Raw genomic sequence first — 21,886 nt, 5'->3', positions numbered from 1 at the left:
ACACCTTTCACGTCACGTAGCGGTATCGTCGTCGCCGTACCTCGTCCGGAGCAGTCCGCGGCAGAAGCTGGCATTGCTGTCGATGCTCACCCGCACCGCCTGGGCGAACCGCAGGTGCGCCGGCAGTTCCTCCGCACCGAGTGGCCTGCCGTCCTCCGCGACCAACAGCGGTTGGTCCGGTGCGGTGGGCAGCCCCAGGTCACTGCGGCGTCGCAGCAGCCGGTCGAGCTCCTCGCCCGGCTCGACATCGCACAGGCGCAAGCCCGCGAGATCTTCCGCGGCGTAGCCCGTGCTTGCCAGCGTTCGGCACACGCGATCCTGCGCGGCCAGGTGTGCCTTGCGCCAGAACTCGTGCCGCAACTGGTGGAGCTCATCGTCGGCGAGTCCGGAGAACGTGTCGGCGAACCCGCGCTTGGCGGCGATGCCCGCGTTGATCTCCTCGGAGGCGAAGTGGTCGTCGAGCCGGACCTCGACCGACTCCACCCCGTCGACAGCGGCCACCGCGTCGTAGGCGTCGGTGACCATGAGGTAGGCGAAGTTCGGCGCGCAGAAGTACGTCGGCAGGCGCAGCCGCACGCGCACCGCACCGGCGCTGTCGACGGAGAGCTCGGCGACGAAGCCGAGCTCGGTGACCGGCTCGTCGAGCTCCGGGTCGGACACCGTCGACAGCGCCCGCCACGCATCCGCACGCAGGTCGCTCTCCGTGCTGGTAGGCACTGTCAACCTCCCATCAGAGTGCTGCCGCGACCGCGGGCTGCGGGACCTCGGCGGGAACCTCGATGTCGTACAGGCTCGCCGCGTTCAGGCCGAGGATCTTGCGCTTGATGTCCGGCGTGAGCGTGCCGTACTCGCCCTGCATGTCCTCCGGGATCTGGAAGTCGACGAACTGCTCGACGATCCACTTCGGATGCCAGATCGCGTAGTCGCTGGCGAACAGGATCCGGGTTTCGTCGAGCCAGTACAGCAGCTCGCCGATGATCTGGGCGAAATAGCGCGGCCTGCTGTAGATGAACGGGATCGCCACAGCCAGACCCGCATAGACGTTGGGTTCCTGAACGGCGATCCAGCAGAAGTCCTCCAGCCGGGGCAGCCCGCAATGCTCCACGATGAAGTTGAGGTCCGGGAACGCGGTTGCCGCGTCGTCGATGTCGGCCACGTCGAACGCGTCCCGGTTGAGCGGCCAGATGGTCGGCCCCTTGTGCACGTGGATGTTCGTCACGCCCAACTCGCGGCACTTCTCCAGGTACCGGTGCGCCATGGGGTCCGACAGCTTCCAGCCCTTCGAGTCGCCCTTCCACTCCGCGGTGTAGAGCTTGATTCCCTTGAGCTTGTGCCGCTTCACGAGACTCTCGAACTCCTCGAGGCCACGCTCGCCGTCCCGGGGGTCGAACGCCCCGTTGAGGATGAACTTGTCCGGGTGCCTGCGCGCGATCTCGGCATCCTGTTCGGTGGTGTTGAAGCCGCCGGGGAAAAAGTCCGTCAGGTATGTCGGCAGGAAGATCGCCTTGTCGACATAGCCGATCTCGAACAGGTCGTGCAGCAGATCCTGCTCGGTATACTTGTCGAACTTCTCCTTAGGCCACACCCACTCCGGCGGGCTGAGGTTGGAGTGGTAGCCGTAAAAGCAGTCGATGAAGCCCTTGCCGTAGTAGTTCCGGTTTTCCGCTCGGGCGTCCCAGAAATGGACATGCCCGTCCACGATGAAGTACCGCTCGCCGTCTTTCTCGTACATCGGACGTCTCGCCTCTCTCAGATCCTTCGGATCTGCCTCAGGACTGTGCAGAACTTCTGAGGAGGACCACCGTCCACCACTCCCCGGCGAGCGGCGGTCCTCCTGCTTACCCGCGGCTACTTCACCGGCTTCAGGTCGAAACCCAGCTCCTCGGCGGCATCCTCGGGATGTGCGACCATGATCGTGCTGTCGTCGGTGCGCACCATGCGTCCGTAGTGGGTGGAGATGACCTCCTCGAGATCGGACGCGTCGAACTCATCCTCGCCGAGTGCCTCGGCGATCTCGTCGTAGTTGAACTCAAAGCGCTTACGACCGTCGATCCGGATCATGGAGGGCAGATACTCTGCCTGCACATTCGGCTTGGCGTCCATGACCTGCGCGATCACCGAACCGGTCTGGCTGTTCTGCAGCGTGACACCGCACATGTCCGAGTCGGCACGTTCGAACTTGAACCGTTCCTGTGTTCCTGTGGTCACTGTCCTAGCTCCTTCGATGGTTGCAGGTTCAGGTCACGGCAGATCCCGGCGAAGCGCTCCTTCACTGCGTCGAGGCTGTCCTCGAACCGGGGCGGCTTGGCCTCCGGCTGGGACCAGAGCGGCTGAAGCTGGCGCGCGGCATCGAGGCAGCGCGGAACCCAGGTCGACAACCAGCCCTGCATGATCGACTTGTTGTGCTCGGCAAACTCCTTGTCCTCGGTCAGCAGGCTGAACATGGCACGGGTGTACCGCAGGTCCCGCTGGGCGTAGTCGTACTCGCCCGCGGAGAACACTGTCGGTGTGACGTAGTCGCCGTTTCCGGGTGCGGAGTGCATCACGAGCTGGGTGCGGAACAACTCGCCAACCAGTGGCTCGAAGACGATGTTCGTGCAGAACACTTCCTCGGCCCAGTCCGAGATCGCGGTCAGGTGCTCCGCCACCTCGCGAACGCCCTGCCATACCGGGTCCTGGTACCAGGCTTCGCGGTGGGCCGTGCCGTCGAAGCCCTCGATCTCGTTCGCCAGCGTCATGTTGTACATGGCGATGTCCTGTGCGAACCGGATCCGGTGCATCCCGTTGACCGAGATCGCGTTGTTGTGCATGTTCGTGGGCGCAGCGCGGTTGGCGTCGACGAAGACGTACAAGCCGAGGCCGTGCTCCGGATGCATCCAGGCGCTGGCATGGCGTTCCACGAACCTGACCCAGCTCGGGTTCCACTGGGCGAACGCCTTGGTCTCCCGTGCGTTGTCGATGTTCTGGGTCATCTGCCGCACAACGTTCGCGTTGTAGCGGTAGATCGTCTGTTCCCACTCCTCGTTCGGGTCGCGGAACTCGTGCCAACCGGTTGCGGGCCAGCCCACCTTGTCGGCGGTAGCCTGCCCCCCGGAGGCAGCGTAGCGCTTCGGTGGCGTGTTCGTATCCTCTCCCCAGGCCTTCAGCACCGTCCACTCCAGCGGGTAGCCCGCCTGGCCGTCGGCGAAGGAGTACAACCACCCCTGGCTGAGATAGTGTCTCGGATCCGGCTGCACGTCGATGGTGACGTCCTCGTAGTGCGTACGTTTCCGACCCTTGGGCTTGTAGTACTCGAAAAAGCGGCTTTCGGACCCGGGGAATGTCTTGGCGCCCGCCTCCGCGTCTGTGAAAGAAAGTTTCGGCACGCTACGCTGCTGAGGCGCTGGCGTAGGTTCGAGAGTCGTCATTGATGTCTCCTTCTGTTCGGACCGGGCGTACCGCGTCCGCGACTCGGAATAATCCGAACGGCTACAGCGAGTCTTCTTCTCACGCGGCGTCCGACCCTCCTTCCTCGTCACCGCTTCCCGTCAATGTGAACTTGTCGTAGAAAATCCTCTCCTCGGGGACACCGTGCCGAACCAGGACGGGAACAGTGGCCTCGACCATGGGCGGCGGCCCGCATATGTAGGCGTCGGTTCCGCTCAGGTCGTCCTCGTTCACATCGACCACATCGGAAATCAGGCCCACGGGCCCGTCCCAGGAGCCGCCGTCGGCGGGTTCGGACAGTGCCTCGACGAAGCGGAAGCCGGGTATCCGCTCCGACATCGTGTGCATCTCGTCCCGGTAGCAGAGGTCGTCCGCGGTACGAGCTCCGTAGTAGAAGGTCGCCGGCCGCTCGACCCCGCGGGCAGCCATGGATCGGATCAACGACAGGAGTGGTGCCATACCGGCCCCTCCCCCGACGAAGATCACGTCCTTGTCCGGGTTGTCCCGCATGGTGCACATGCCGTACGGGCCCTTGATGGTCAGCCGGTCACCCGCCGACACCTGCCGATCAAGGAAGCGGGAGAAGAACCCGTCCGGATAGATCTTGATCACGAACTCGAGGTGCTTGTCCTCGTCGTTGGGAGAGTTCGCCATCGAGAACGCTCGATGGCCACCCGTGCCCGGCACGAAGATGTCCACGTACTGCCCGGCCAGGAAGGCGATCTCCGGTGGATCGACCAGCCGCAGCACCAGCCGGCGCATGTCGTGGGTCACCGGCTCGTTGGCGACGACCTCGGTGGAGAACTCCTGGATGGGAATGCCCGAGCGGAGCATGTCCTCGTCGTAGTTGAGCAGCTCGACCTCAAGGTCGTCATAGGCGTGCGCCCGGCACAGCAGCGACATCCCTTGCTCTTTCTCGTAGTCGGGCAACGCGAACGTCGAGTACCGGTCGAGCTCGTACTCGATGCCCTCGTCACCGGAGAGCATGAAGGACTTGCAGGAACCACACTGGCCTTCCTTGCAGCCGTGCATCAGCATCACGCCGTGCCGGAACGCTGCGTCGAGGACCGTCTCGTCCTCGTCGGCGTCGATGTCGATGCCTACCGGCTCGAACCGCACGCGGTGCTTTTCACCCATGGATCAGCTTTCTTTGTTCGTCGGGAGTCATCCGTGCAAACCAGTTGCGTCAGAACCCGGAACGCGAACCGCAACGGGTTCCGGCCGGTGGAGTGCGGGAGGGCCCGGAGCCACACCGGGCCCTCCCGCCGGTTCTCGGAGGTACCGCGCAGGTCAGCCGGCCGCAGCGGCCGCGTGCCTGCCTCCCGGCCCGCCCTGCTTGTACAGCGCCATGTGTTCCTCGCGCTCCTCGTCCGACATCTCGTTGAGCGAGACGTTCGGGCTCGGGAACGGCAGCCCGCGCAGATGGTCGACGGTCCACATCTTGTCCGCGTCCAGGTCGAGGTGCGGCTGCGGAGTCAACGTCTTCCCGTCATCGCGAACGATGCCCATGTCCACGACGATGTCCGACAGCTCCCAGTTGTGGTACAGCGTCTCCCACTCGCGGTGGCCGCTGAGCTGACCCATGTTGGGGGTCTCCCTGCCGTTGTAGTTCGGCCGGAAGGCGTACTTGTCGGTCCAGTGGCAGGTCTCCGAGCAGTACGTGCGCCACTGCCCGTCCACCTTGTCGTGCACGGTGTCCTGCCGAATGAGGCACGGCACCATGCATGTCCAGCAACGGTGCGGGTATTGGTAGTCGATGTTGCCCAGCGCCGCCTCCACGGCGATGGGGTGATGACCGTTCGGCGTGGCAAGGCGGTTGTAGTTCTCCCACCACTCGCCGTACTTGGCGTACCAGCCGGGGTACTTGTACTCGAACCACTCGAAGTCCTCGTCGGTCATCGGGTCGATGCGCCAGTAGTTCACCAGCCAGCCGGTCGCGAAGAACTGGGCGACCTCGTGGACGTAGCCCTTGTTCCAGATACGGTTCCAGGCCTCTTCCACCTCTTCGTGCGGCACCGTCAGGCCGTACTTCTCGAGCGGCATGAGGTAGCTGCGGTAGTAGTCGTCATAGATCCACCGCCGCCACATCTCGGCGTAGCTCTCCCTGTCCTTGCGGCGGTCCTTGGTGCCGTACTCGATGAACGTCCCGATGGCGGCGTCCACCACGGCGTGGTTGTTCCAGAACGCGTACCGCAGGTCCCGCTCAAGCAGCTCCCGGTTGTCCTCGTCCTGCAACGCCATCAGCAGCGTGGCGTAGCCGTTGCTGATGTGCCGCGACTCGTCGGACTGCACCGAGTGGAACACGGTCGGCAGCAGCACGTCGCCGTTCGCGGCGGCCTCCGCGGGCATCGCGACGAACAGCGTGTTGGTGAACGCCGTCTCCGCCACGATGGTGAGGTAGATACTCGCCGCGGTCAGCGCGTCCCCGGTGATGAAGCCTTCACCGAACTGCCTGCCGATCGTGCCGCAGTAGTCGTTGTGGAAGTTGCGCAGGCTGGAGTTGAAGCCTGCCGGGTCGATGTAGTTGTTCATGTACAGGCGCTTGAGGTTCTGCTGGATGGTGGAGTGCCGAACCTCGTCGATCATCTGGATCGCCTGGCCGTTGTGCAGCTCCTGGTTGGGTACCGTGCTGAACAACAGCGGCATCGCCCGCGCGGCCGAGATCTCCGGGAACGGGATGATGGACAGGAACAGCTTCTGCCATTCCATCCAGCGTTCCTGTACCTGCCGGAACATATTGCCCCGGATGGCGCCGTCCTGCGCGCCGTAGACCCGGTTGTCCTTCTCCTCCTCCATCGGGAAGTAGGACCGCAACATCTGCTTCAGCGGGTCCTTCTTTCCTGCCTTGCTGAACTTGTAATCGGTCCCGTACTTCTTCGCCGGTGTGGCGAAGGTCGGTTCCCATGAAAGTTCTTGGATCTTCTGGTGAGCTTCTCGCAAGCTCTGCCGACTCATAGTCAACTCCACTTCTCGTCTCGCACGTTATTGCGTCGAACAACGGAGCACGTCTGTGTTGGTGACACCTCCCGCTAGCTCAACAACAATTCCTCGTCGCGGCTGTCCTGTCGTTCGCGCCACTGCTGAGTCGCCTCCGCCGCCACCTCGATCACCTCGTTCACGAGTACCGCACCGGCATCGGTGAACTGGCGGGTGCCGACAGAGATCGCGAGACTCGCCGCGACCTCCCCCGCCGGATCGAATACCGGAGCAGCGATACAGCAGAAATCCTCGGCGAACTCCTCGCGATCGATCGCATACCCTCTCGTGCGAATGCGATCGATCTCCGACGCGAACTTCTTCGGGTCGGTAATCGTCATGCCGGTGAAGGACGCCAGCGTGCTCTCCGTGCGAATCACCTCGGCCAACTCGGGATTCGCCGAAACCAGCATCTTGGTCACCGCGAGCGCGTGTGCCTCGCTCGGCGAGATACGTTCCTGGAGACCAGGTATCCGCGCCAGTCCTTGATGACCGCGGGCATCGAGTACGACGGTCTTCTCCCCTTCGAGGTGGGCCAGGTAGCTGCGCTTCCTGGTACGGGAGTACAACCGCGTCACCGCATCAGCCAGTTCGTCCGGCACAGTGACGCATCCGTGACTTCCCGGCTGACCCCAGGACTGTCCCCATGGCGGGACATCACGCAAGCGATAGCGACCGGACAGATCATCCTTGTTGGCAAACCCTTCGTGGCAGAGCGTGTTGAGGAGATAGCGTGCCGTCGACGCACTCTTTCCCAGTTCGATCGCCAACTGCTCCGCGCTCACGCCCTCCGGGGTCGCGCCGAGCATCCGTAGGGCGTGTAGCGCTTCGCTCGCCGTTTTCAACCGACGGCCAGGCCGCTCCTGGGGTGTCCCACCCATGCCCTGACCTCCTTCGTGCCGGTCGTCCGGGACGCGTACACACCGACGTATCCATGCACGTCGATGCATCTGACCAGCGTTACCCCGAGTGTTCAGGGGGTCAACAATCGGCGAGAATCGGCAGATTCTGCACCGAGGTGCAACGACGGCGCCGCCGGGATCGCGTACGGGCATGTCACACCTCCGTCGGCTGGTCTCGCCCGGCGGCAACCCGTCCGTCGAGACCACCCATCACGTTTCGTCCGGCGCCCGTTTTCGATGCGGGCTCCCGATCCGCGACAATCAAACCAACAGAGGAGTGTGAACTGCGTCTCAACGTGAGACGCTCGACGTATCATTCCGCCACTACCGTGTCTTCCGTAGCCGAGATCCGCGACGGACTCGCTGGTGTAGTGAGCCCGGAGGTGCAAGGTTGGTCGAAGTCGAACGCCACAGCAGCGAATCGACCACGCTCGCGCAGGCACGCGAGCAGTTCCTGCGCGCGGAGAGCTTCGAGGAAGACGCGGTGCGGGACACGATCCTCGCTTCGTGGTGGCGATCGCGGACCTGGAACGTCGCCGCCGACCACATCGAACTGCCCTACGTCAAGGATCCGAACCTCGACACGCCGCTCAGCCAGTGCGCCGCGCCGATCCTGCAGCGATTACAGGACCAGCTGGGCGATTCGAATATCAGCGCCATCCTGACCGATGACCAAGGAGTCGTACTCGATCGCCGCACGGAGAGCACCGGGCTGGAACGGTACCTGGACCGCGTGCACCTGGCCCCTGGCTTCACCTACGCCGAGCAGTACGTCGGGACCAACGGGATCGGCACGTCCCTGGAAGGCCTGCAACCCACGTCGGTCTTCGGCCACGAGCATTACGCCGAGGACCTCGACACCCTCGCCTGCGCGGGTGTCCCGATCAGGCACCCCGTGTCCGGTCAGCTCCTCGGGCTCTTCGACCTCACCTGCTGGCGCAAGGATGCCTCCCCGCTGCTGATGACCCTGGCCAAGACCACGGCGCAGGACATCCAGGCCGAGCTGAGCACCAGGGTCGGCCTGCGGGAGCTCAGCCTGTTCACCGAGTACCTGCGCGCGTGCCGGCGTGGCAGCGGGATCGTGTTCGCGGTCAACAACGACCTCGTGATGACCAACGAGTACGCGCGCCAGTCTCTCGAACCACAGGACCAGGCGGCCATGCTCACGCAGGCCGCCGAGGTGCTGACCTACCGCAGGAACATCACCCTCACAGTGGATCTGCCGAGCGGGGCACAGGCACGGATGTCCTGCTCGCCGGTGACAAGCGACGCGGGACCCGCAGGCGGTATCGTACGCGCACATGTCCTCCGGGAACCGGAGGTATCCGCGGTCGCCCATCCCCATCCGGAACCGAGCCTGCCCGGGATCGTCGGGTCCAGCGCGCTGTGGACACGCGCCTGCCAGCAGGCCGTCCAGCACCGGCAACACCGGGAATGGATCACGGTGGAGGGCGAGCCCGGTACCGGTAAGTTGGCGATCATCAAGGGCGCCCACGCACGCGACGCTCCGGCAGATCCGCTGACGGTCGTCGACGCGGCCGAATCCGACGGCCCGGACAGCTGGATGTCACGGCTGCAGGAAGGCTTGGCACGGCCGTCGGGAACCGTCGTCGTACGCCATCTCGACCGGTGGCCGTCCGACCAGATACCGAGGTTGGCGAGCGCGCTGTCGACTGCCACCGCCGGCACGGAGGGCTCGGGTGGACCATGGGTCGCCGCGACACTGAACGAACGGGACGGTGACGAGCTCACCGAGGACATCCTGCGCTACTTCCCCTGCTCTGTGGACGTACCCCCACTTCGTCACCATATCGACGACGTCCGCGAGCTGGTACCGCTGCTGCTGTCCCAGCTGAGTCACGGTGCTTCCCTGACCTGCTCGTCCGGGGCCATGCGCCTGCTGCTGCGTAGTAAGTGGCCCGGCAATGTCGCGCAACTGCGGCGGGTGTTGTGCAAGGTGGTGACCAACAGGCGCTCCGGAACGGTCGAACCGGACGATCTGCCGCCGGAGTGCCACTCGGTCACGCGCCGTGTCCTGAGCCCGCTGGAGTCGATGGAGCGCGACGCGATCGTCCGCTGCCTGCACGAGGCGGACGGCAACAAGACGCGCGCCGCGCACGATCTCGGCGTGTCCCGGGCGACGATCTACCGCAAGATCCGCGACTACGGTATCGAGGCTCGTTCCTAGCATCACCGCGCTGTCTCAATCTGCGACCCACGCGCTGCCACCCGGACGGTTTGCTGGCATGTGCCGCATCGACTTCCCAGCCACACACCGGCGTAGCGGCCTTCCTTCGACGAGGTGTCCGACATGACCAACGCGGCATCGACCAGCACACTGTCCGCACGCGCGCGGGCGATACTCGAGGCTGTCGTGGCCGGGCGCGTCGAGCTCTCCGGCAACAGCGAGCCCGACATGTTCGTCGACGGCCTCGCCTGTTGTGACCAGTCCCTTGCACACGACCTCGTCCGTACCGGGCTCGTGCGCCGCGCATCCACGACCTTCGCGGGCGGGGGACATGCGGCCGTGCTGACGTACAGGGGTCTCGCCGCGCTGTCCGGCGTGCAAGGCAACCAGCGACAACGGAAGGAGGTATGAGACGTCATGCTCGACCTCGAACAACGAGAAGGGCTCGCGATAGTCCATATGCGACGTCCCGGTGACAACACGCTCGACGAGCCGATGTTGCGGCGGCTGTGCGCCGCGTTCGGGTTCCTCGACCGGGCGCATCCCGTCGTGCTCACCGGCTACCGCGCGACGTTCGCCGTGGACGCGCCGGAACAGACCGAGCCCGGGTCCCTTCGAGCTCTGCGTGCTGCGCTGCTCGAGACGATGCTCACGGTTGCCCAGCACCCGCGACCGGTGGTCGCGGCCATCAACGGTGACGCGACAGGTACCGGGTTCGCGCTGGCGGCCGTGGCTGACGCCCGACTGATGAGCAGCGGAACCGTCGGGCGTCTGCGCGGTACCGCCACCAACACGGCAACTCATGACGATGTCCTGCGTCTCGTGGGGCGCATCGGTGGCGGGATGGCAGAGACCATCCTGCGGACCGGCCAGTCCTTCGGGGCGGACGAGGCCGAACAGGTCGGGCTCGTCGACCGGCACACCGGCACGATCGGGCTGCTGGACGAGGCGATCCACCGCGCACACGCACTCAGCCGGACGTCCGCGGGCCCTCGTGCGGCTCCTGCCGTACCCCGGTGATCCCCCACACGTCGGCGCCGGCGTCACCGAGCGGTCGCTCCGGACACCACCACACTCGGGACGGTAGTGTGCGTCGGCGTTACAGGACTCGTATACAGGGAGGCGACTCGTGATCTTCATCGCCGTCAAGTTCACCGTCCGCGCCGAGCGTGCCGAGGAATGGCTCACGCTCGTCGACGACTTCACCCGGGCCACCCGCGCCGAGCCCGGCAACCTGTTCTTCGAGTGGTCCCGCAGCGTGGACGACCCCAACCAGTTCGTCCTGCTCGAGGGCTTCGAGTCCGCACAGGCCGGCGAGGAGCACGTCAACTCGGCACACTTCGCGGCGGCCATGACGTGGATGCCCGACGTCATCGCGAAGACGCCGGAGATCATCAACGTGGAGACCTCCGGCAACGGCTGGTCCGAGATGGCCGAGCTCACCCCGACCGGCGAGCGCTGACCCGGTCCGGCCGCAGTTCGAGGGGCACGAAGGTCAGCTGTACGGAACCGGTGGCGGCCGCCCGTGCGCGCGATGGGCCGCTCACCATCGTTCCGCGGCGCACTGTTCAGTGTCGCAGGCCTGCGACGAGCTCATCGGCAGCCGCGTACGGGTCGAGCTCACCGTCGGCCACCCGCTTGCCGAGCAGCCGCACGGCCTCGCCGCCGTGCAGGCCCGCGAACTCGGCCTGCACCTGGCGTAGCGCGATCGCCTCCACCTCCGCGCGGGCACGCTCGTTCCTGCGTCCTGCCAGCTCGCCGGTGTCGAGCAGCCAGCTGTGGTGCCGCGCGAGCGCGTCGAGAACGTCGTCGCCACCCTCACCCCGGGAGGCGACGGTGCGTACGACCGGTTGCCGCCACGACGGTCCCGTGATCTCGCGCCTGCTCGCCGAGAGCATGTCCGTGAGCTCGCGAACCGTGGCGTCCGCACCGTCCCTGTCGGCCTTGTTGACGACGAAGATGTCCGCGATCTCGAGCACCCCGGCCTTGGCCGCCTGCACACCATCGCCCATACCGGGGGCCAGCAGCACGACCGTGCTGTCCGCCAACTGCACCACATCGACCTCGGACTGGCCGACGCCGACGGTCTCGATCAGCACCACATCGAAGCCGACCGCGTCCAGCACGCGGGCGGACTGCGGGGTGGCCCAGGCGAGCCCGCCGAGGTGGCCGCGCGTGGCCATCGAGCGGATGAACACGCCGGGGTCGGTCGCGTGCTCGCCCATCCGGATCCGGTCACCGAGCAGCGCACCCCCGGAGAACGGCGAGGACGGGTCGATCGCCAGTACGGCGACGCGCTTGCCCTGCGCGCGCAGCGCGGACAGCAGCATCGCCGTGGACGTCGACTTGCCCGCCCCCGGTGGGCCGGTCAACCCGATGATCCGGGCACCTCCGGTGTAGGGAGTCAACGCGCGCGCGATCTCGCGCAGGTGCGGGCTGGCGTCCTCGACGAGCGACAGCAGCCGGGCCACAGCACGTGGTTGCCCCTCCCGCGCGCGACCGATCAGATCGTCGACATCAACCGGCATCGGCACGGCGCGGGATCAGCTCCGGTCGACCCTGAGCACGAGCGCGTCGCCCTGCCCGCCGCCGCCGCACAGCGCCGCGGCGCCGAGACCGCCGCCACGCCGGTTCAGCTCGTGGGCGAGGTGCACCACCAGCCGCGCACCCGAGGCGCCGATCGGGTGTCCCAGCGCGATCGCGCCACCGTTGACGTTGACGATGTCCGGGCTGATGCCCAGCTGCCGGGTGGAGACCAGGCCGACGGCGGCGAACGCCTCGTTGATCTCGACGAGGTCCAGCTGGGAGGTCGCGGCGTCCTCCTTCGCCAGTGCGGCCTTGACGGCGTTAGACGGCTGCTCGTGCAGGCTCGCGTCGGGACCGGCGACGACGCCGTGCGCGCCGATCTCGGCGAGCCACGGCAGCCCGAGCTCGGTGGCCTTGTCCTTGCTCATCACCACGACCGCCGCAGCCCCGTCGGAGATCTGGGAGGCGGTGCCCGCGGTGATCGTGCCGTCGCTGGCGAATGCGGGCCGCAGCGAGCCGAGTCCCTCCGCGGTGGTGTCGGCCCGGACCCCCTCGTCGGTGTCGAAGACGGTGGGCTCGCCCTTACGCTGCGGGATCGTCACCGGAGCCATCTCCGCTGCGAACGTGCCGTCCGCAGCGGCCTTGGCGGCCTTCTGGTGCGATGCGGCCGCGAACTCGTCCTGCTCCTGCCTGCCGAGCCCGTACCGGCCGTTGTACTTCTCGGTGGAGGCACCCATAGCGACCTGGTCGAAAGCGCAGTGCAGGCCGTCGTGGGCCATGTGGTCCACGAGTGCCGTGTCGCCGTACTTGAACCCGGAGCGTGACTTCGGTAGCAGGTGCGGTGCCTGCGTCATCGACTCCTGACCGCCCGCGACGATCACCTCGAACTCGCCCGCCCGGATGAGCTGGTCGGCCAGCGCGATGGAGTCCAGCCCCGACAGGCAGACCTTGTTCACCGTCAGCGCCGGTACGTCCATCGGGATACCCGCATCGACGGCCGCCTGGCGCGCGGGTATCTGGCCCGCCCCTGCGGTGAGGACCTGCCCCATAATCGTGTACTGCACCGATTCGGGAGCGACACCCGCGCGTTCCAGCGCCGCCTTGATGGCGACACCTCCGAGCTGTGCCCCGGAGAAGTCCTTCAACGAACCCAACAACCGGCCGATCGGTGTGCGGGCACCGGCGACGATGACGGAACGGGACACAGTGCGCCTCCAAATCACAAGCAATGTCTGGCCTCTCACCGACCATACAGCGGGTACGGGGGACGGCCCATAGCGTGTGCCCGGGATTCACAGGTGTGACGAAGCCGACCTCGTACGCGCCACGGCACCCGCGCGCCCGTACCCTGACGCGCATGAACGATGCGCTCCAGCCCTACGTCACGGCGATCGACCATGTCGGCGTCGCCGTCGCCGACCTCGACGCCGCCATCGCTTCCTACCGGGACAACTTCGGCCTCGAGGCAACGCATATCGAGGTCAACGAGGAGCAGGGGGTCCGTGAGGCCATGCTGCACCCTCGTGGCGACGAGACCGGTACGGCCGTGCAGCTGCTGGCTCCCCTGACACCGGACTCGACCATCGGCAAGTTCCTCGACACCAAGGGGCCGGGCCTGCAACAGCTCGCCTACCGGGTCACCGACGTCGAGGAGACCTCGGCCGCGCTCCGCGCCAACGGCCTGCGCCTGCTCTACCCAGAGGCGAAGCGGGGCACGGCCGGAAGCCGGGTCAACTTCGTACACCCCAAGGACGCGGGCGGCGTGCTCGTCGAGCTGGTCGAGCCCGCACAGTAAGCGAGCCCGTTCGAGGACACGGGCCGGCGTGACCAGTCGGCCCGTGAACCCCCGACGGGTCTAGTGTTGACCGGCCGTACGGTTGTGCGCCGCAATCGCGACCGGCAATGCCACCATCCCGACGATCACCGTGAGCACGCCGACCAGCCACGACATCCACGCCGCTGCCGTCATCTCGGTATAGCCCATCACCCACGGCGAGATGAACAGAAGCACCCCGAAGCCTATTTGGACCCACTCGCCGTACACCAGGCCGGGCCTGGACAGCGACACGAGCCCGTCAACGGCTATGAGCGCGCCCAGCACAATCGTCGTCCACAATGCTGCGGTACTCGTCTCGAATACCAGCGGCGAAAGCATCATGGCCGCACCGAGTACGACCTCGGCCCAATCGTGGGGGCGCGTCCATGCCCTCACCGAGTTCCCAGCCATGTCACTCACCTCCGAGGGACCCACCAGGATGGCAGTGTCTTGGATAATTCTCTCACCGGCGGAACAATGCGAGGATCACGAATCGGACACACTGCTTTCCCGGCGATCACGCGCGTCGATTCGCCGCCACACGCCACTCGATCGAAACTACTCACCAGTAGCTTACGCTCCCCGCGCTGTGGTTGAATCGCCGGACCAGCCCGACACGGCACGAGCACGGAGGCACCATGGCAGAGCACGCGCTGAACGAGATCACGCAGGCCATCAGCACGGACAACCTGGACGCGATCGCCTCGCTCCCCGTGCCACAGACCTTTCGTGGTGTCACGGTGCATGCCGACGACGTGGACCTGTTCGACGGCATACCGAGCCAGGAGAAGGACCCCCGCAAGTCGCTGCACGTCGACGAGGTGCCCACCCCGGAGCTCGGTCCCGGTGAGGCGCTGATCGCCGTGATGGCCAGTGCCATCAACTACAACACCGTGTGGACCTCGATCTTCGAGCCGATCCCCACCTTCAAGTTCCTGCGCAAGTACGGCAAGCTCTCCCCGCTGGCCGCGCGGCACGACCTGCCGTATCACGTTGTCGGCTCCGATCTGTCCGGTGTCGTGCTGCGGACCGGGCCCGGGGTGCACAACTGGAAACCCGGTGACGAGGTCGTCGCGCACTGCTTGAACGTGGAGCTCGAAGGCCCCGAGGGGCACAACGACACGATGCTGGACTCCGAGCAGCGCATCTGGGGCTTCGAGACGAACTTCGGCGGGCTCGCCGAGGTCTCGCTGGTCAAGTCGAACCAGCTGATGCCCAAGCCGGCGCATCTGACCTGGGAGGAAGCGGCCTCGCCCGGGCTGGTCAACTCCACGGCCTACCGGCAGCTGGTCTCCCGCAACGGCGCCGACATGAAGCAGGGCGACGTGGTGCTGATCTGGGGCGCCTCCGGCGGGCTGGGCTCCTATGCCACCCAGTACGCCATCAACGGTGGCGCCATCCCGGTGTGTGTCGTCTCCAACGAGGCCAAGGCCGGCATCTGCCGCTCCATGGGCGCCGAGCTGATCATCGACCGCAACGCGGAGGGCTACCGGTTCTGGTCCGACGAGCACAACCAGGACCCGAAGGAGTGGCAGCGGTTCGGCGCGAAGATCCGGGAGCTGACCGGCGGGGAGGACCCCGACATCGTGTTCGAGCATCCCGGGAGGGAGACGTTCGGCGCCAGCGTCTACGCGGCGCGCAAGGGCGGCACCATCGTCACCTGCGCCTCGACCTCGGGCTACACCCACCAGTACGACAACCGCTACCTCTGGATGAACCTCAAGCGCATCATCGGGTCGCACTTCGCGAACTACCGCGAGTCCTGGGAGGCCAACCGGCTGATCGACAAAGGACTCATCCACCCCACGCTGTCCAAGACCTACCCGCTGGACGAGACCGGGCAGGCCGCCCTGGATGTGCACCGCAACGCCCACCAGGGCAAGGTCGGCGTGCTGTGCCTCGCCGAGGACGAAGGCCTCGGGGTTCGCGATACCGACAAGCGTGACAGGTACGCCGAGGGGATCAACCGGTTCCGCGGTCAGTAGCCGCCGGAGCGAGCACCTACGGGCTGCCACGGATCGCACACCGAACGCACCACGATCGGGGACGGCGAGGTAACGTGTCCCCATGAGTCTTGGCGAGGAACGGGAGCTAGTCCCGCTGGGAGCCGGCTTCGACGTCGCGAAGCGCGGCTACGACCGCGGACAGGTGGACGAACACCTCGAGCGCCTCGACGCCGACCTGAAGATGCTGACCTCCGATCGGGACGCCGCGATCGCGCAGGCGAGCGATCTCGCGCAGCAGCTCGAGGACAGCCGCAACGAGATCGAGGACCTGCGCGGCCAGGTGGAGCGGCTGTCCGTGCCGCCGACGACCATGGAGGGGCTCTCCGAGCGGCTGCAACGGATGCTGCGGCTCGCCCAGGACGAGGCCTCCGAGACCAAGGCGCGTGCCGAGGCCGAGGCCGGGCATATCCGTGCCAAGGCCGAGGCGGACGCGAGTGCCATGCGCACGCGGTACGACGAGCTGCTCGCCGAGCTCGATGCGCGCAGGCAGGAACTGGAGACCGAGCACAGGGAGGTGATGGAACGGGCAAGGGAGGAGGCCGACTCCATCATCAACCAGGCCAAGGAGGAGCGGCTCCAGCTCGACCTCGAGGCGGAGGAACGCCGGACGAAGGTCGAGGAGGACTTCGAGGTGGCGATGGCCACCCGCCGTGCCGAGGCGATGCACGAGCTGGCCGAGCAGGAGGCGGCCAGCAAGGAGGAGGCCGACCGCAGGATCCGCGAGGCCAAGGCCGAGGCCGAGGCGACCCGCGAGCAGATCGCCCGCGAGCAGGAGGAAAGCAAGGCCGAGGCGCAGCGTCGCCACCAGCAGTCGGTCGAGGAGGCCAACCGGCGCAAGCAGGAGGCCAAGACCGAGGCCGAGGCGATACTCAACGAGGCGACGGCCGAGGCGGACCGGCGGTTGCAGGAGGCCACCGACCTCGCCAACCAGCGCATCAACCGGGCGGCCGAACGGGTCGAGGCACTGCGCGAGCTACGCTCCCGCCTGGCCGAGCAGATACGTTCCGCCCGCTCGGCGATCAGTGAGGCCGACACCCTGCTCGGCGAGGCGCCCGGCCTGATCGGCAACCAGAACGGCCGGCACGAGGCGTCCGCGGAGCCGGAGGGGCACGACCACGAGGAGCTGTGGCCCCGGGACGAGCCCGCGCCGGACGGGGACGAACCTGCCTCGGACGACGCGTCGTCTACTACACACGCGCACAACGTTGACGGCCAGGGAAGCGATTCTTCGTAACGACGGACACGAAACCGGCGCGGCGTTCGCTCGTTGCTCTGCACAGCCGGGTTCCGACCGCTAGTGTCGTGTACGCGGTCAAGCCAACTCGAGGACACGAACACCGATCTAGCAGGAGTTGCCAATGGGCGCCTACCAGACCATCGTGGTCGGAACCGACGGTTCGAAGACCTCCTTCGGAGCCGTTGATCGTGCCGCAGCCGTCGCCAAGGAAGCCGACGCCAAGCTCGTCATCGCCTGCGCGTACTACCCCACCAGCCAGGAAGACGTCGAGCGCGCGCAGGACGTGCTGGGAGACGAGGCCTACCAGGTCGTTGGCTCGGCGCCCGCGGACGACACCCTCCAGTCCGCTCGTGACCGCGCCGTGCAGCAGGGGGCCGGCGATATCGAGATGGTTCCGGTCCGTGGTGAGCCGATCAAGTCCCTGCTGGACGTTGTCAAGCAGCATTCAGCCGACCTGCTCGTGGTCGGGAACCGGGGGTTGAACACCCTCGCCGGTCGCATTCTCGGGTCGGTGCCCGCCGAGGTGGCGCGCAAGTCGAGCGTCGATGTGCTCATCGTGCACACCACCTGACCGGCGCGGACGGCCGCGTGCGCGAGGTGCCACCCGACGTGCCTGACGACCCGGATTCCGATTCCGAACAGGCGGCAATGCGGCGCCGGGTCGAACGTGTGCTGCTCGGCGGGGAGCGCAGGTACACCCGGCACGAGGTGGCAGCCGCCGCCGACGTGCCGCAGGAGCAGTCCCGCACGCTGTGGAACGCGCTGGGGTTCGCCACCACAGCGGACGACGACGTCGTGTTCACCGACGGCGATGTCGAGGCACTCCGGCTCGGCGAAGGGCTCACCGAGCTGGGTGTGATCAACCGGGAGGCGCAGTCCTCCGTCGCCCGGGCCCTCGGCCACCACCTGTCGCGGCTCGCCGAGTGGCAGGTGTCGCTGTTCTGGAGCTGGTTCAACGAGCGCCCCGAGCTGTTCTCCGACGAGAACGCCATCGCCGAGACCATCGAGGCGATCGTGCCGGTGCTGGAGACGTTGCAGACCCACGTGTGGCGGCGTCACCTGGCTGCCTACGCGGGTCGCGCCCTCGCGGCGCCCGACGAGGGCCGGTGGGCGGGCAGCGAGGTGGTGGGGTTCGTCGACATGGTCGGCTACACGCGGCTGTCCAGGCGTGTCGACGACAGCGAGCTCAGCGAGGTACTGGACCGGTTCGAGGGACTCGCGAGCGATGTGATCGCGGAACGGCAGGGCCGCATCGTGAAGATGATCGGCGACGAGGTGCTGTTCGTGGTCGACGAGCCGACCGACGGCGCGGAGATCGCGCTCCGGCTCAACGAGTACGGCGAGCACGACTCCGCGCTGCCCGAGCTGCGCACCGGCCTCGCCTACGGTCGGGTGCTGGACCGGTTCGGCGACGTCTACGGCTCTGTCGTGAACCTGGCAGCCCGGCTGACCTCGGTGGCGCGCCCCGGCAGCGTACTCGTCGACAGCACGCTGGCCGAGGCGCTGTCCGGGGAGACCACCTACGAGCTGCGCACCCGGCGCACCATCTCGGTGCGCGGGTACAGCAGGCTCAAACTGATCACGCTCGAACGGGCCTCCGGCACGGGGCCGTAACGCGGCCGGCTCACGACTCGTCGGGCAGCACCGCGTACTGGCGGACGCACAGGTCGGTGTAGGTGACCGGCCCCCGGGGTCCGGGAACCCTGTCCAGGTTGATGCCGGTCTCTGGCACGCCGAGCAGCTTGAAGCCGTCCAGCAGCCTGGTGGGTGCGTTCCAGAACACGCCCGTGCCCGTGTAGGCGTCGAAGAACGCCTCGGCAGCGGCCTCGTCCTCGGTGGCGATGCCCGCGGCCAGCCCCGAGGTCTCCTCGTTGGCGACCGACGCCGCCTCGGCCACCCCGGAGACCTCGGCCACGGTCACCGTCGCCTCCCGCTCGTCGTCCAGGGCCCACTCGTACCCGAGGGGGTGCTCGTGCGGTGGCAGCGACGGGCGCACGCCGATCTCGTCGAGCGCGCCCGAGACCACCGGCCACACCTCCTCGTACACAGCCGTGTCGATCAGCAGGAGGTTCAGCCGGTTGCACACGCCGAGCCGGTCCAGGCTCGTGAACATCAACGACCGCACCTTCTCCAGGTCGGCCTCGGCGTGCACGTACAGCACACCGCCCCCGTCCGCATGGGCCAGCGTCCGCACGTCGTTGGCTGCCGCTGTCCGTGCGAGCGACCGGGTCGTCTCCCCGCTGCCCCGCAGGATCACCAGCGGCACCAGGTTCGGCAGGCTGACCAGCGCTCCTGCGGCCTCCCGCTCGGCGCGGGGTACCAGCTGAATCACGTCCCTGTCGATGCCGACCTCGGCGAGCGCCGGAGCGATCACCCGCTCCAGCAGGCGCTGCGCCGAACCGAGCGCGGCCGATCCGGTGCGCAGCACGCCCGCGTTACGTGACTTGATCAGCTGGGAGGCGATATCCACGGTGACGTTCGGCCGTGCCTCGTAGTTCGCCCCGATCACCCCGACCGGCCTGCGCCGCTCGACCAGCCGCAGCCCGCCGTCCAGGCTGGAGATCGGGACCGTGCGCTGCGGGTGAGCTGTTCCCGCGAGCAGCCGCAGCTGCTCGGCCATCCCGGACAGCCGCTCCTCGGTGATCGTGAGCCTGTCGAGCAGCCCGGCGCTCATACCGTCCTCACGCGCCTTGGCGACGTCGTCGGCGTTGGCTGCCAGCACGGTATCGCGCTCGGTGCCCAGCCGGTCGGCCATGACCGTCAGCGCCGTATCGATCGCTTCCTCACTCGCGGCAGCCAGCGACGGGGCCGCTCGCTTGGCGGCCGCACCGCACTCCTCGACGGCCTTGGCTACTTCGTCGACCACGTGATCCGTCCTCCGATAGTCGTTCTCTCGTGCGCCCCCATATGCCAGTGTGCCGTATCCCGCCTCCGGCCCCGGTCTCAGGCGGGCGGTGTCAGGATCCGGCATCGATCGCGCTGACGGCAGGCTCCAGCATCAGGTAGCCACCCATCGCCACGCACACCGCCGCGAAAGCCAGCAGGACGACCACCCACAGTGCCGCTGGCACTCCGGTCAACCGCGCCAGCTGGTCGGCGTCGGAGTCCCGCGCCGCTCCCCTGCGCCGCTTGGCTTGCATCTCCAGGATCGGACGCACCGACCCGAGGAGCAGGAACCACGTGATCAGGTATACGAAGGACGCCTGGATCTCCGGTCCCGCGTAGAACGCGACACCGCCGAGGACGGCCGCGACCGCAAGCACGGTGAACACCCCGTAGAGGTTGCGCACCATCACAAGCACCCCGAGCGTGAGCAGCGCCGACAGGCCGAGCACCACCACAACGAGATCAGTGATCACCAGGGCACCGAAGAGCAACCCGAGAAGTGCCGGGGCCGGGTAACCGGCGAGCGTCGTGAGCACCATGCCGGTACCGGTCGCCCTGCCACGCGAGACCGTCACCCCGGAGGTGTCCGAGTGCAGGCGGATTCCTTGCAGGCGGCGCCCGGCCAGCACCGCGACCAGCGCGTGCCCTGCCTCGTGCACCATCGTGACGACCCGGCGGAACAACCGCCACAGCCCTCCGGAGAGCACCAGGATGAGCGCGACGGTGACGGTGACCAGTGGCACGACGATGTGCGGCTCCGGGGCGGTACCGAAGACTCGCTCCCACCACTGTTCGGCTTCGCTTGGCACGAACCCAGATCATCACACACGCGGTGCGGCACCCGGACCGGGCCCGGCCTCGGTTCGGATGGCCAGCACGATGGTGCCGCCGCCGCGACTCGGGTTGTGGAGGGGTCGGGTGCCTGTGTGTGGTCGGCGTGTCGCTGCGGGGTGGTCGAACGTGTGTGCGATATCATGGTGGTGTGTCGGAGTTCGTGCAGGTTGTTGGTCCGGCTGGGGTGATGTTCGTCCCGGCCGGGCAGGCGCCTGCGGTCGCGTTCACGCCCGCCGAGCAGGCCGAGATCCGGTGCCGCACGTTCACCGGGCAGCAGGTCGGCGAGTTGAGTGCCGAGCAGGTGATCGAGACGCTGGCCGCGGCCCGCCGCATCCGGGCGCACACCGATGCGATCGAGGCCCACGCCCTGGCCCGCCTCGACGAGTTGCGCGGTGGTGACCGGTATGTGGCCGACGAGGCCGCGCTGGAGTTGCGGGTCTCGCGGCACACGGCGGCGCTGCGGCTGCACCGGTCCCGCCAGCTCACCCGGCGCATGCCGCGGGTGTTGGCGGCGATGGAAGCCGGGCAGATCGAGGCGGCTGCCGCGGGGCGGGTGGTCGAGGCGACCGACACGGTGGACGATCAGCAGGCCCGCCAGGTGGACGAGCAGCTCGCCAGCAAGCTCGAATCCGGCCGCATCAGCCCCACCAGCCCGGCCAACCTGGCCCGCGCCGCCCGCAGGCTCGTCGAACACGCCGACCCCGACGGACAGGCCGCCCGCGCCCGTCAGGCGCGGGCGGGACGGAAGGTGGAGCTGCTGCCCGGCGAAGACGGGTTATCCACCCTGACCGCCGACCTACCCGCCGAAGTCGCCGCCTCCGCCTACGCCCGGATCGACGCGATGGCCCGCAAGCAACGTCACCGGGGCGATGCGCGCACCCTGGACCAGCTGCGCGCCGACATCCACGCCAACCTCCTCCTCGGGCAGGATCCCGGGGTGAGTGTGCCGGAGGCGGCGGCGACCGTGTTCCTGCACATGCCCATCAACACCGCGCTGGGCATCAGCGACACCGGGTGCGAACTCTCCGGCTACGGACCCCTCCCCGCACCCATCGCCCGCCACATCCTGGCCAGCGAGAACAGCGTGTG

General features: G+C 67.3%; 22 protein-coding genes. 10 read left to right on the top strand and 12 right to left on the bottom strand.

All coding sequences use genetic code 11. The annotated features are described in order from the left end of the window. Positions 1-12 precede the first annotated feature (12 nt). From CHB84_RS02890 to CHB84_RS02860, 7 genes are all read right to left on the bottom strand, one after another. Positions 13-717, bottom strand: coding sequence for a metal-sulfur cluster assembly factor (locus CHB84_RS02890; RefSeq protein ID WP_245818518.1), 705 nt, complete (start codon positions 715-717; stop codon positions 13-15). Positions 718-730: 13 nt separating this feature from the next. Then, entirely contained in the window at positions 731-1,732 is a 1,002-nt protein-coding gene (locus CHB84_RS02885) for an amidohydrolase family protein (RefSeq protein WP_089299907.1), read from the bottom strand. 116 nt (positions 1,733-1,848) lie between these two features. Then, positions 1,849-2,208 (bottom strand): propane 2-monooxygenase effector subunit MimD, encoded by a 360-nt coding sequence (gene mimD / locus CHB84_RS02880; RefSeq protein WP_425432267.1) that lies wholly within the window; start codon positions 2,206-2,208, stop codon positions 1,849-1,851. Further along, entirely contained in the window at positions 2,205-3,407 is a 1,203-nt protein-coding gene (locus CHB84_RS02875; protein WP_089299906.1) for a ferritin family protein, read from the bottom strand. Before CHB84_RS02875 ends, mimD begins: the two co-directional genes overlap by 4 nt. Before the next feature lie 79 nt (positions 3,408-3,486). Continuing rightward, the gene (locus CHB84_RS02870; protein ID WP_089299905.1) at positions 3,487-4,563 is read right to left on the bottom strand and encodes an FAD-binding oxidoreductase; all 1,077 of its coding nucleotides are present in this window, start codon (positions 4,561-4,563) and stop codon (positions 3,487-3,489) included. A 153-nt stretch (positions 4,564-4,716) separates the two neighbouring features. After that, complete coding sequence (locus CHB84_RS02865) at positions 4,717-6,381, bottom strand: ferritin family protein (RefSeq protein WP_089299904.1); 1,665 nt, start codon at positions 6,379-6,381, stop codon at positions 4,717-4,719. A 74-nt stretch (positions 6,382-6,455) separates the two neighbouring features. Beyond that, on the bottom strand, positions 6,456-7,283 hold the full coding sequence (locus tag CHB84_RS02860) for an IclR family transcriptional regulator (protein ID WP_281251728.1): 828 nt from the start codon (positions 7,281-7,283) through the stop codon (positions 6,456-6,458). Positions 7,284-7,695: 412 nt separating this feature from the next. On the opposite strand from CHB84_RS02860, the gene CHB84_RS02855 reads away from it, so the two are divergent. The 4 genes from CHB84_RS02855 (at position 7,696) to CHB84_RS02840 (ending at position 10,954) form a co-directional block, all read left to right on the top strand. Continuing rightward, on the top strand, positions 7,696-9,492 hold the full coding sequence (locus tag CHB84_RS02855) for a sigma-54-dependent Fis family transcriptional regulator (RefSeq protein ID WP_089299902.1): 1,797 nt from the start codon (positions 7,696-7,698) through the stop codon (positions 9,490-9,492). A 123-nt stretch (positions 9,493-9,615) separates the two neighbouring features. Continuing rightward, positions 9,616-9,903, top strand: coding sequence for a hypothetical protein (locus CHB84_RS02850; RefSeq protein ID WP_089299901.1), 288 nt, complete (start codon positions 9,616-9,618; stop codon positions 9,901-9,903). A 6-nt stretch (positions 9,904-9,909) separates the two neighbouring features. Further along, positions 9,910-10,512: an enoyl-CoA hydratase/isomerase family protein gene (locus tag CHB84_RS02845; RefSeq protein ID WP_089299900.1), complete on the top strand. Its 603-nt coding sequence runs from the start codon at positions 9,910-9,912 to the stop codon at positions 10,510-10,512. Positions 10,513-10,621: 109 nt separating this feature from the next. Next, on the top strand, positions 10,622-10,954 hold the full coding sequence (locus tag CHB84_RS02840; protein ID WP_089299899.1) for a putative quinol monooxygenase: 333 nt from the start codon (positions 10,622-10,624) through the stop codon (positions 10,952-10,954). A 106-nt stretch (positions 10,955-11,060) separates the two neighbouring features. On the opposite strand, the gene meaB is transcribed toward CHB84_RS02840, so the two are convergent. Beyond that, the gene (gene meaB, locus CHB84_RS02835; protein ID WP_425432270.1) at positions 11,061-12,020 is read right to left on the bottom strand and encodes a methylmalonyl Co-A mutase-associated GTPase MeaB; all 960 of its coding nucleotides are present in this window, start codon (positions 12,018-12,020) and stop codon (positions 11,061-11,063) included. Positions 12,021-12,035: 15 nt separating this feature from the next. After that, positions 12,036-13,223 (bottom strand): acetyl-CoA C-acetyltransferase, encoded by a 1,188-nt coding sequence (locus CHB84_RS02830; RefSeq protein ID WP_089299897.1) that lies wholly within the window; start codon positions 13,221-13,223, stop codon positions 12,036-12,038. A gap of 152 nt (positions 13,224-13,375) precedes the next feature. Between CHB84_RS02830 and mce the strand changes: the two genes are divergently transcribed. Further along, entirely contained in the window at positions 13,376-13,813 is a 438-nt protein-coding gene (mce, locus tag CHB84_RS02825; RefSeq protein ID WP_089300089.1) for a methylmalonyl-CoA epimerase, read from the top strand. A 60-nt stretch (positions 13,814-13,873) separates the two neighbouring features. Here the strand turns inward: mce and CHB84_RS02820 are convergent, their stop codons facing one another. Continuing rightward, on the bottom strand, positions 13,874-14,245 hold the full coding sequence (locus CHB84_RS02820) for an SPW repeat protein (protein WP_089299896.1): 372 nt from the start codon (positions 14,243-14,245) through the stop codon (positions 13,874-13,876). Between the two features lie 227 nt (positions 14,246-14,472). Between CHB84_RS02820 and ccrA the strand changes: the two genes are divergently transcribed. The 4 genes from ccrA (at position 14,473) to CHB84_RS02800 (ending at position 18,691) form a co-directional block, all read left to right on the top strand. Next, positions 14,473-15,819, top strand: a complete 1,347-nt coding sequence (gene ccrA / locus CHB84_RS02815) for a crotonyl-CoA carboxylase/reductase (protein ID WP_089299895.1) — start codon at positions 14,473-14,475, stop codon at positions 15,817-15,819. A gap of 82 nt (positions 15,820-15,901) precedes the next feature. After that, complete coding sequence (locus CHB84_RS02810; RefSeq protein WP_089299894.1) at positions 15,902-17,074, top strand: coiled-coil domain-containing protein; 1,173 nt, start codon at positions 15,902-15,904, stop codon at positions 17,072-17,074. Between the two features lie 124 nt (positions 17,075-17,198). Continuing rightward, positions 17,199-17,648, top strand: coding sequence for a universal stress protein (locus CHB84_RS02805; RefSeq protein ID WP_089299893.1), 450 nt, complete (start codon positions 17,199-17,201; stop codon positions 17,646-17,648). Between the two features lie 38 nt (positions 17,649-17,686). Beyond that, positions 17,687-18,691 (top strand): adenylate/guanylate cyclase domain-containing protein, encoded by a 1,005-nt coding sequence (locus CHB84_RS02800; RefSeq protein WP_342743914.1) that lies wholly within the window; start codon positions 17,687-17,689, stop codon positions 18,689-18,691. 10 nt (positions 18,692-18,701) lie between these two features. Here CHB84_RS02800 and CHB84_RS02795 read toward each other — a convergent pair whose 3' ends face one another. Together CHB84_RS02795 and CHB84_RS02790 are read right to left on the bottom strand one after the other, a co-directional pair. Further along, positions 18,702-19,943 carry an aldehyde dehydrogenase family protein gene (locus tag CHB84_RS02795; protein WP_245818517.1) on the bottom strand — a complete coding sequence of 414 codons (1,242 nt, stop codon included), beginning with the start codon at positions 19,941-19,943 and terminating at the stop codon, positions 18,702-18,704. Between the two features lie 91 nt (positions 19,944-20,034). Beyond that, on the bottom strand, positions 20,035-20,772 hold the full coding sequence (locus CHB84_RS02790; RefSeq protein WP_089299891.1) for a M50 family metallopeptidase: 738 nt from the start codon (positions 20,770-20,772) through the stop codon (positions 20,035-20,037). A 173-nt stretch (positions 20,773-20,945) separates the two neighbouring features. On the opposite strand from CHB84_RS02790, the gene CHB84_RS02785 reads away from it, so the two are divergent. Continuing rightward, a partial coding sequence (locus CHB84_RS02785) for a DUF222 domain-containing protein (protein ID WP_141134556.1) occupies positions 20,946-21,886 on the top strand: 941 nt, incomplete at its 3' end.

Origin of the sequence: Haloechinothrix alba (genome assembly GCF_900188115.1) — a bacterium.
GTDB classification, from domain to species: domain Bacteria; phylum Actinomycetota; class Actinomycetes; order Mycobacteriales; family Pseudonocardiaceae; genus Haloechinothrix; species Haloechinothrix alba.
Note: the sequence above shows the minus strand (reverse complement) of the source record. Positions and strands in the feature narration are given on the sequence as shown.

Coding starts and splice junctions, on each gene's coding strand:
- CHB84_RS02860 (WP_281251728.1), bottom strand. CDS start 7,283: ATGGGTGGGACACCCCAGGAGCGGCCTGGCCGTCGGTTGAAAACGGCG.
- CHB84_RS02875 (WP_089299906.1), bottom strand. CDS start 3,407: ATGACGACTCTCGAACCTACGCCAGCGCCTCAGCAGCGTAGCGTGCCG.
- CHB84_RS02865 (WP_089299904.1), bottom strand. CDS start 6,381: ATGAGTCGGCAGAGCTTGCGAGAAGCTCACCAGAAGATCCAAGAACTT.
- CHB84_RS02870 (WP_089299905.1), bottom strand. CDS start 4,563: ATGGGTGAAAAGCACCGCGTGCGGTTCGAGCCGGTAGGCATCGACATC.
- mce (WP_089300089.1), top strand. CDS start 13,376: ATGAACGATGCGCTCCAGCCCTACGTCACGGCGATCGACCATGTCGGC.
- CHB84_RS02805 (WP_089299893.1), top strand. CDS start 17,199: ATGGGCGCCTACCAGACCATCGTGGTCGGAACCGACGGTTCGAAGACC.
- CHB84_RS02885 (WP_089299907.1), bottom strand. CDS start 1,732: ATGTACGAGAAAGACGGCGAGCGGTACTTCATCGTGGACGGGCATGTC.
- ccrA (WP_089299895.1), top strand. CDS start 14,473: ATGGCAGAGCACGCGCTGAACGAGATCACGCAGGCCATCAGCACGGAC.
- CHB84_RS02820 (WP_089299896.1), bottom strand. CDS start 14,245: ATGGCTGGGAACTCGGTGAGGGCATGGACGCGCCCCCACGATTGGGCC.
- CHB84_RS02845 (WP_089299900.1), top strand. CDS start 9,910: ATGCTCGACCTCGAACAACGAGAAGGGCTCGCGATAGTCCATATGCGA.
- CHB84_RS02850 (WP_089299901.1), top strand. CDS start 9,616: ATGACCAACGCGGCATCGACCAGCACACTGTCCGCACGCGCGCGGGCG.
- meaB (WP_425432270.1), bottom strand. CDS start 12,020: ATGCCGGTTGATGTCGACGATCTGATCGGTCGCGCGCGGGAGGGGCAA.
- CHB84_RS02810 (WP_089299894.1), top strand. CDS start 15,902: ATGAGTCTTGGCGAGGAACGGGAGCTAGTCCCGCTGGGAGCCGGCTTC.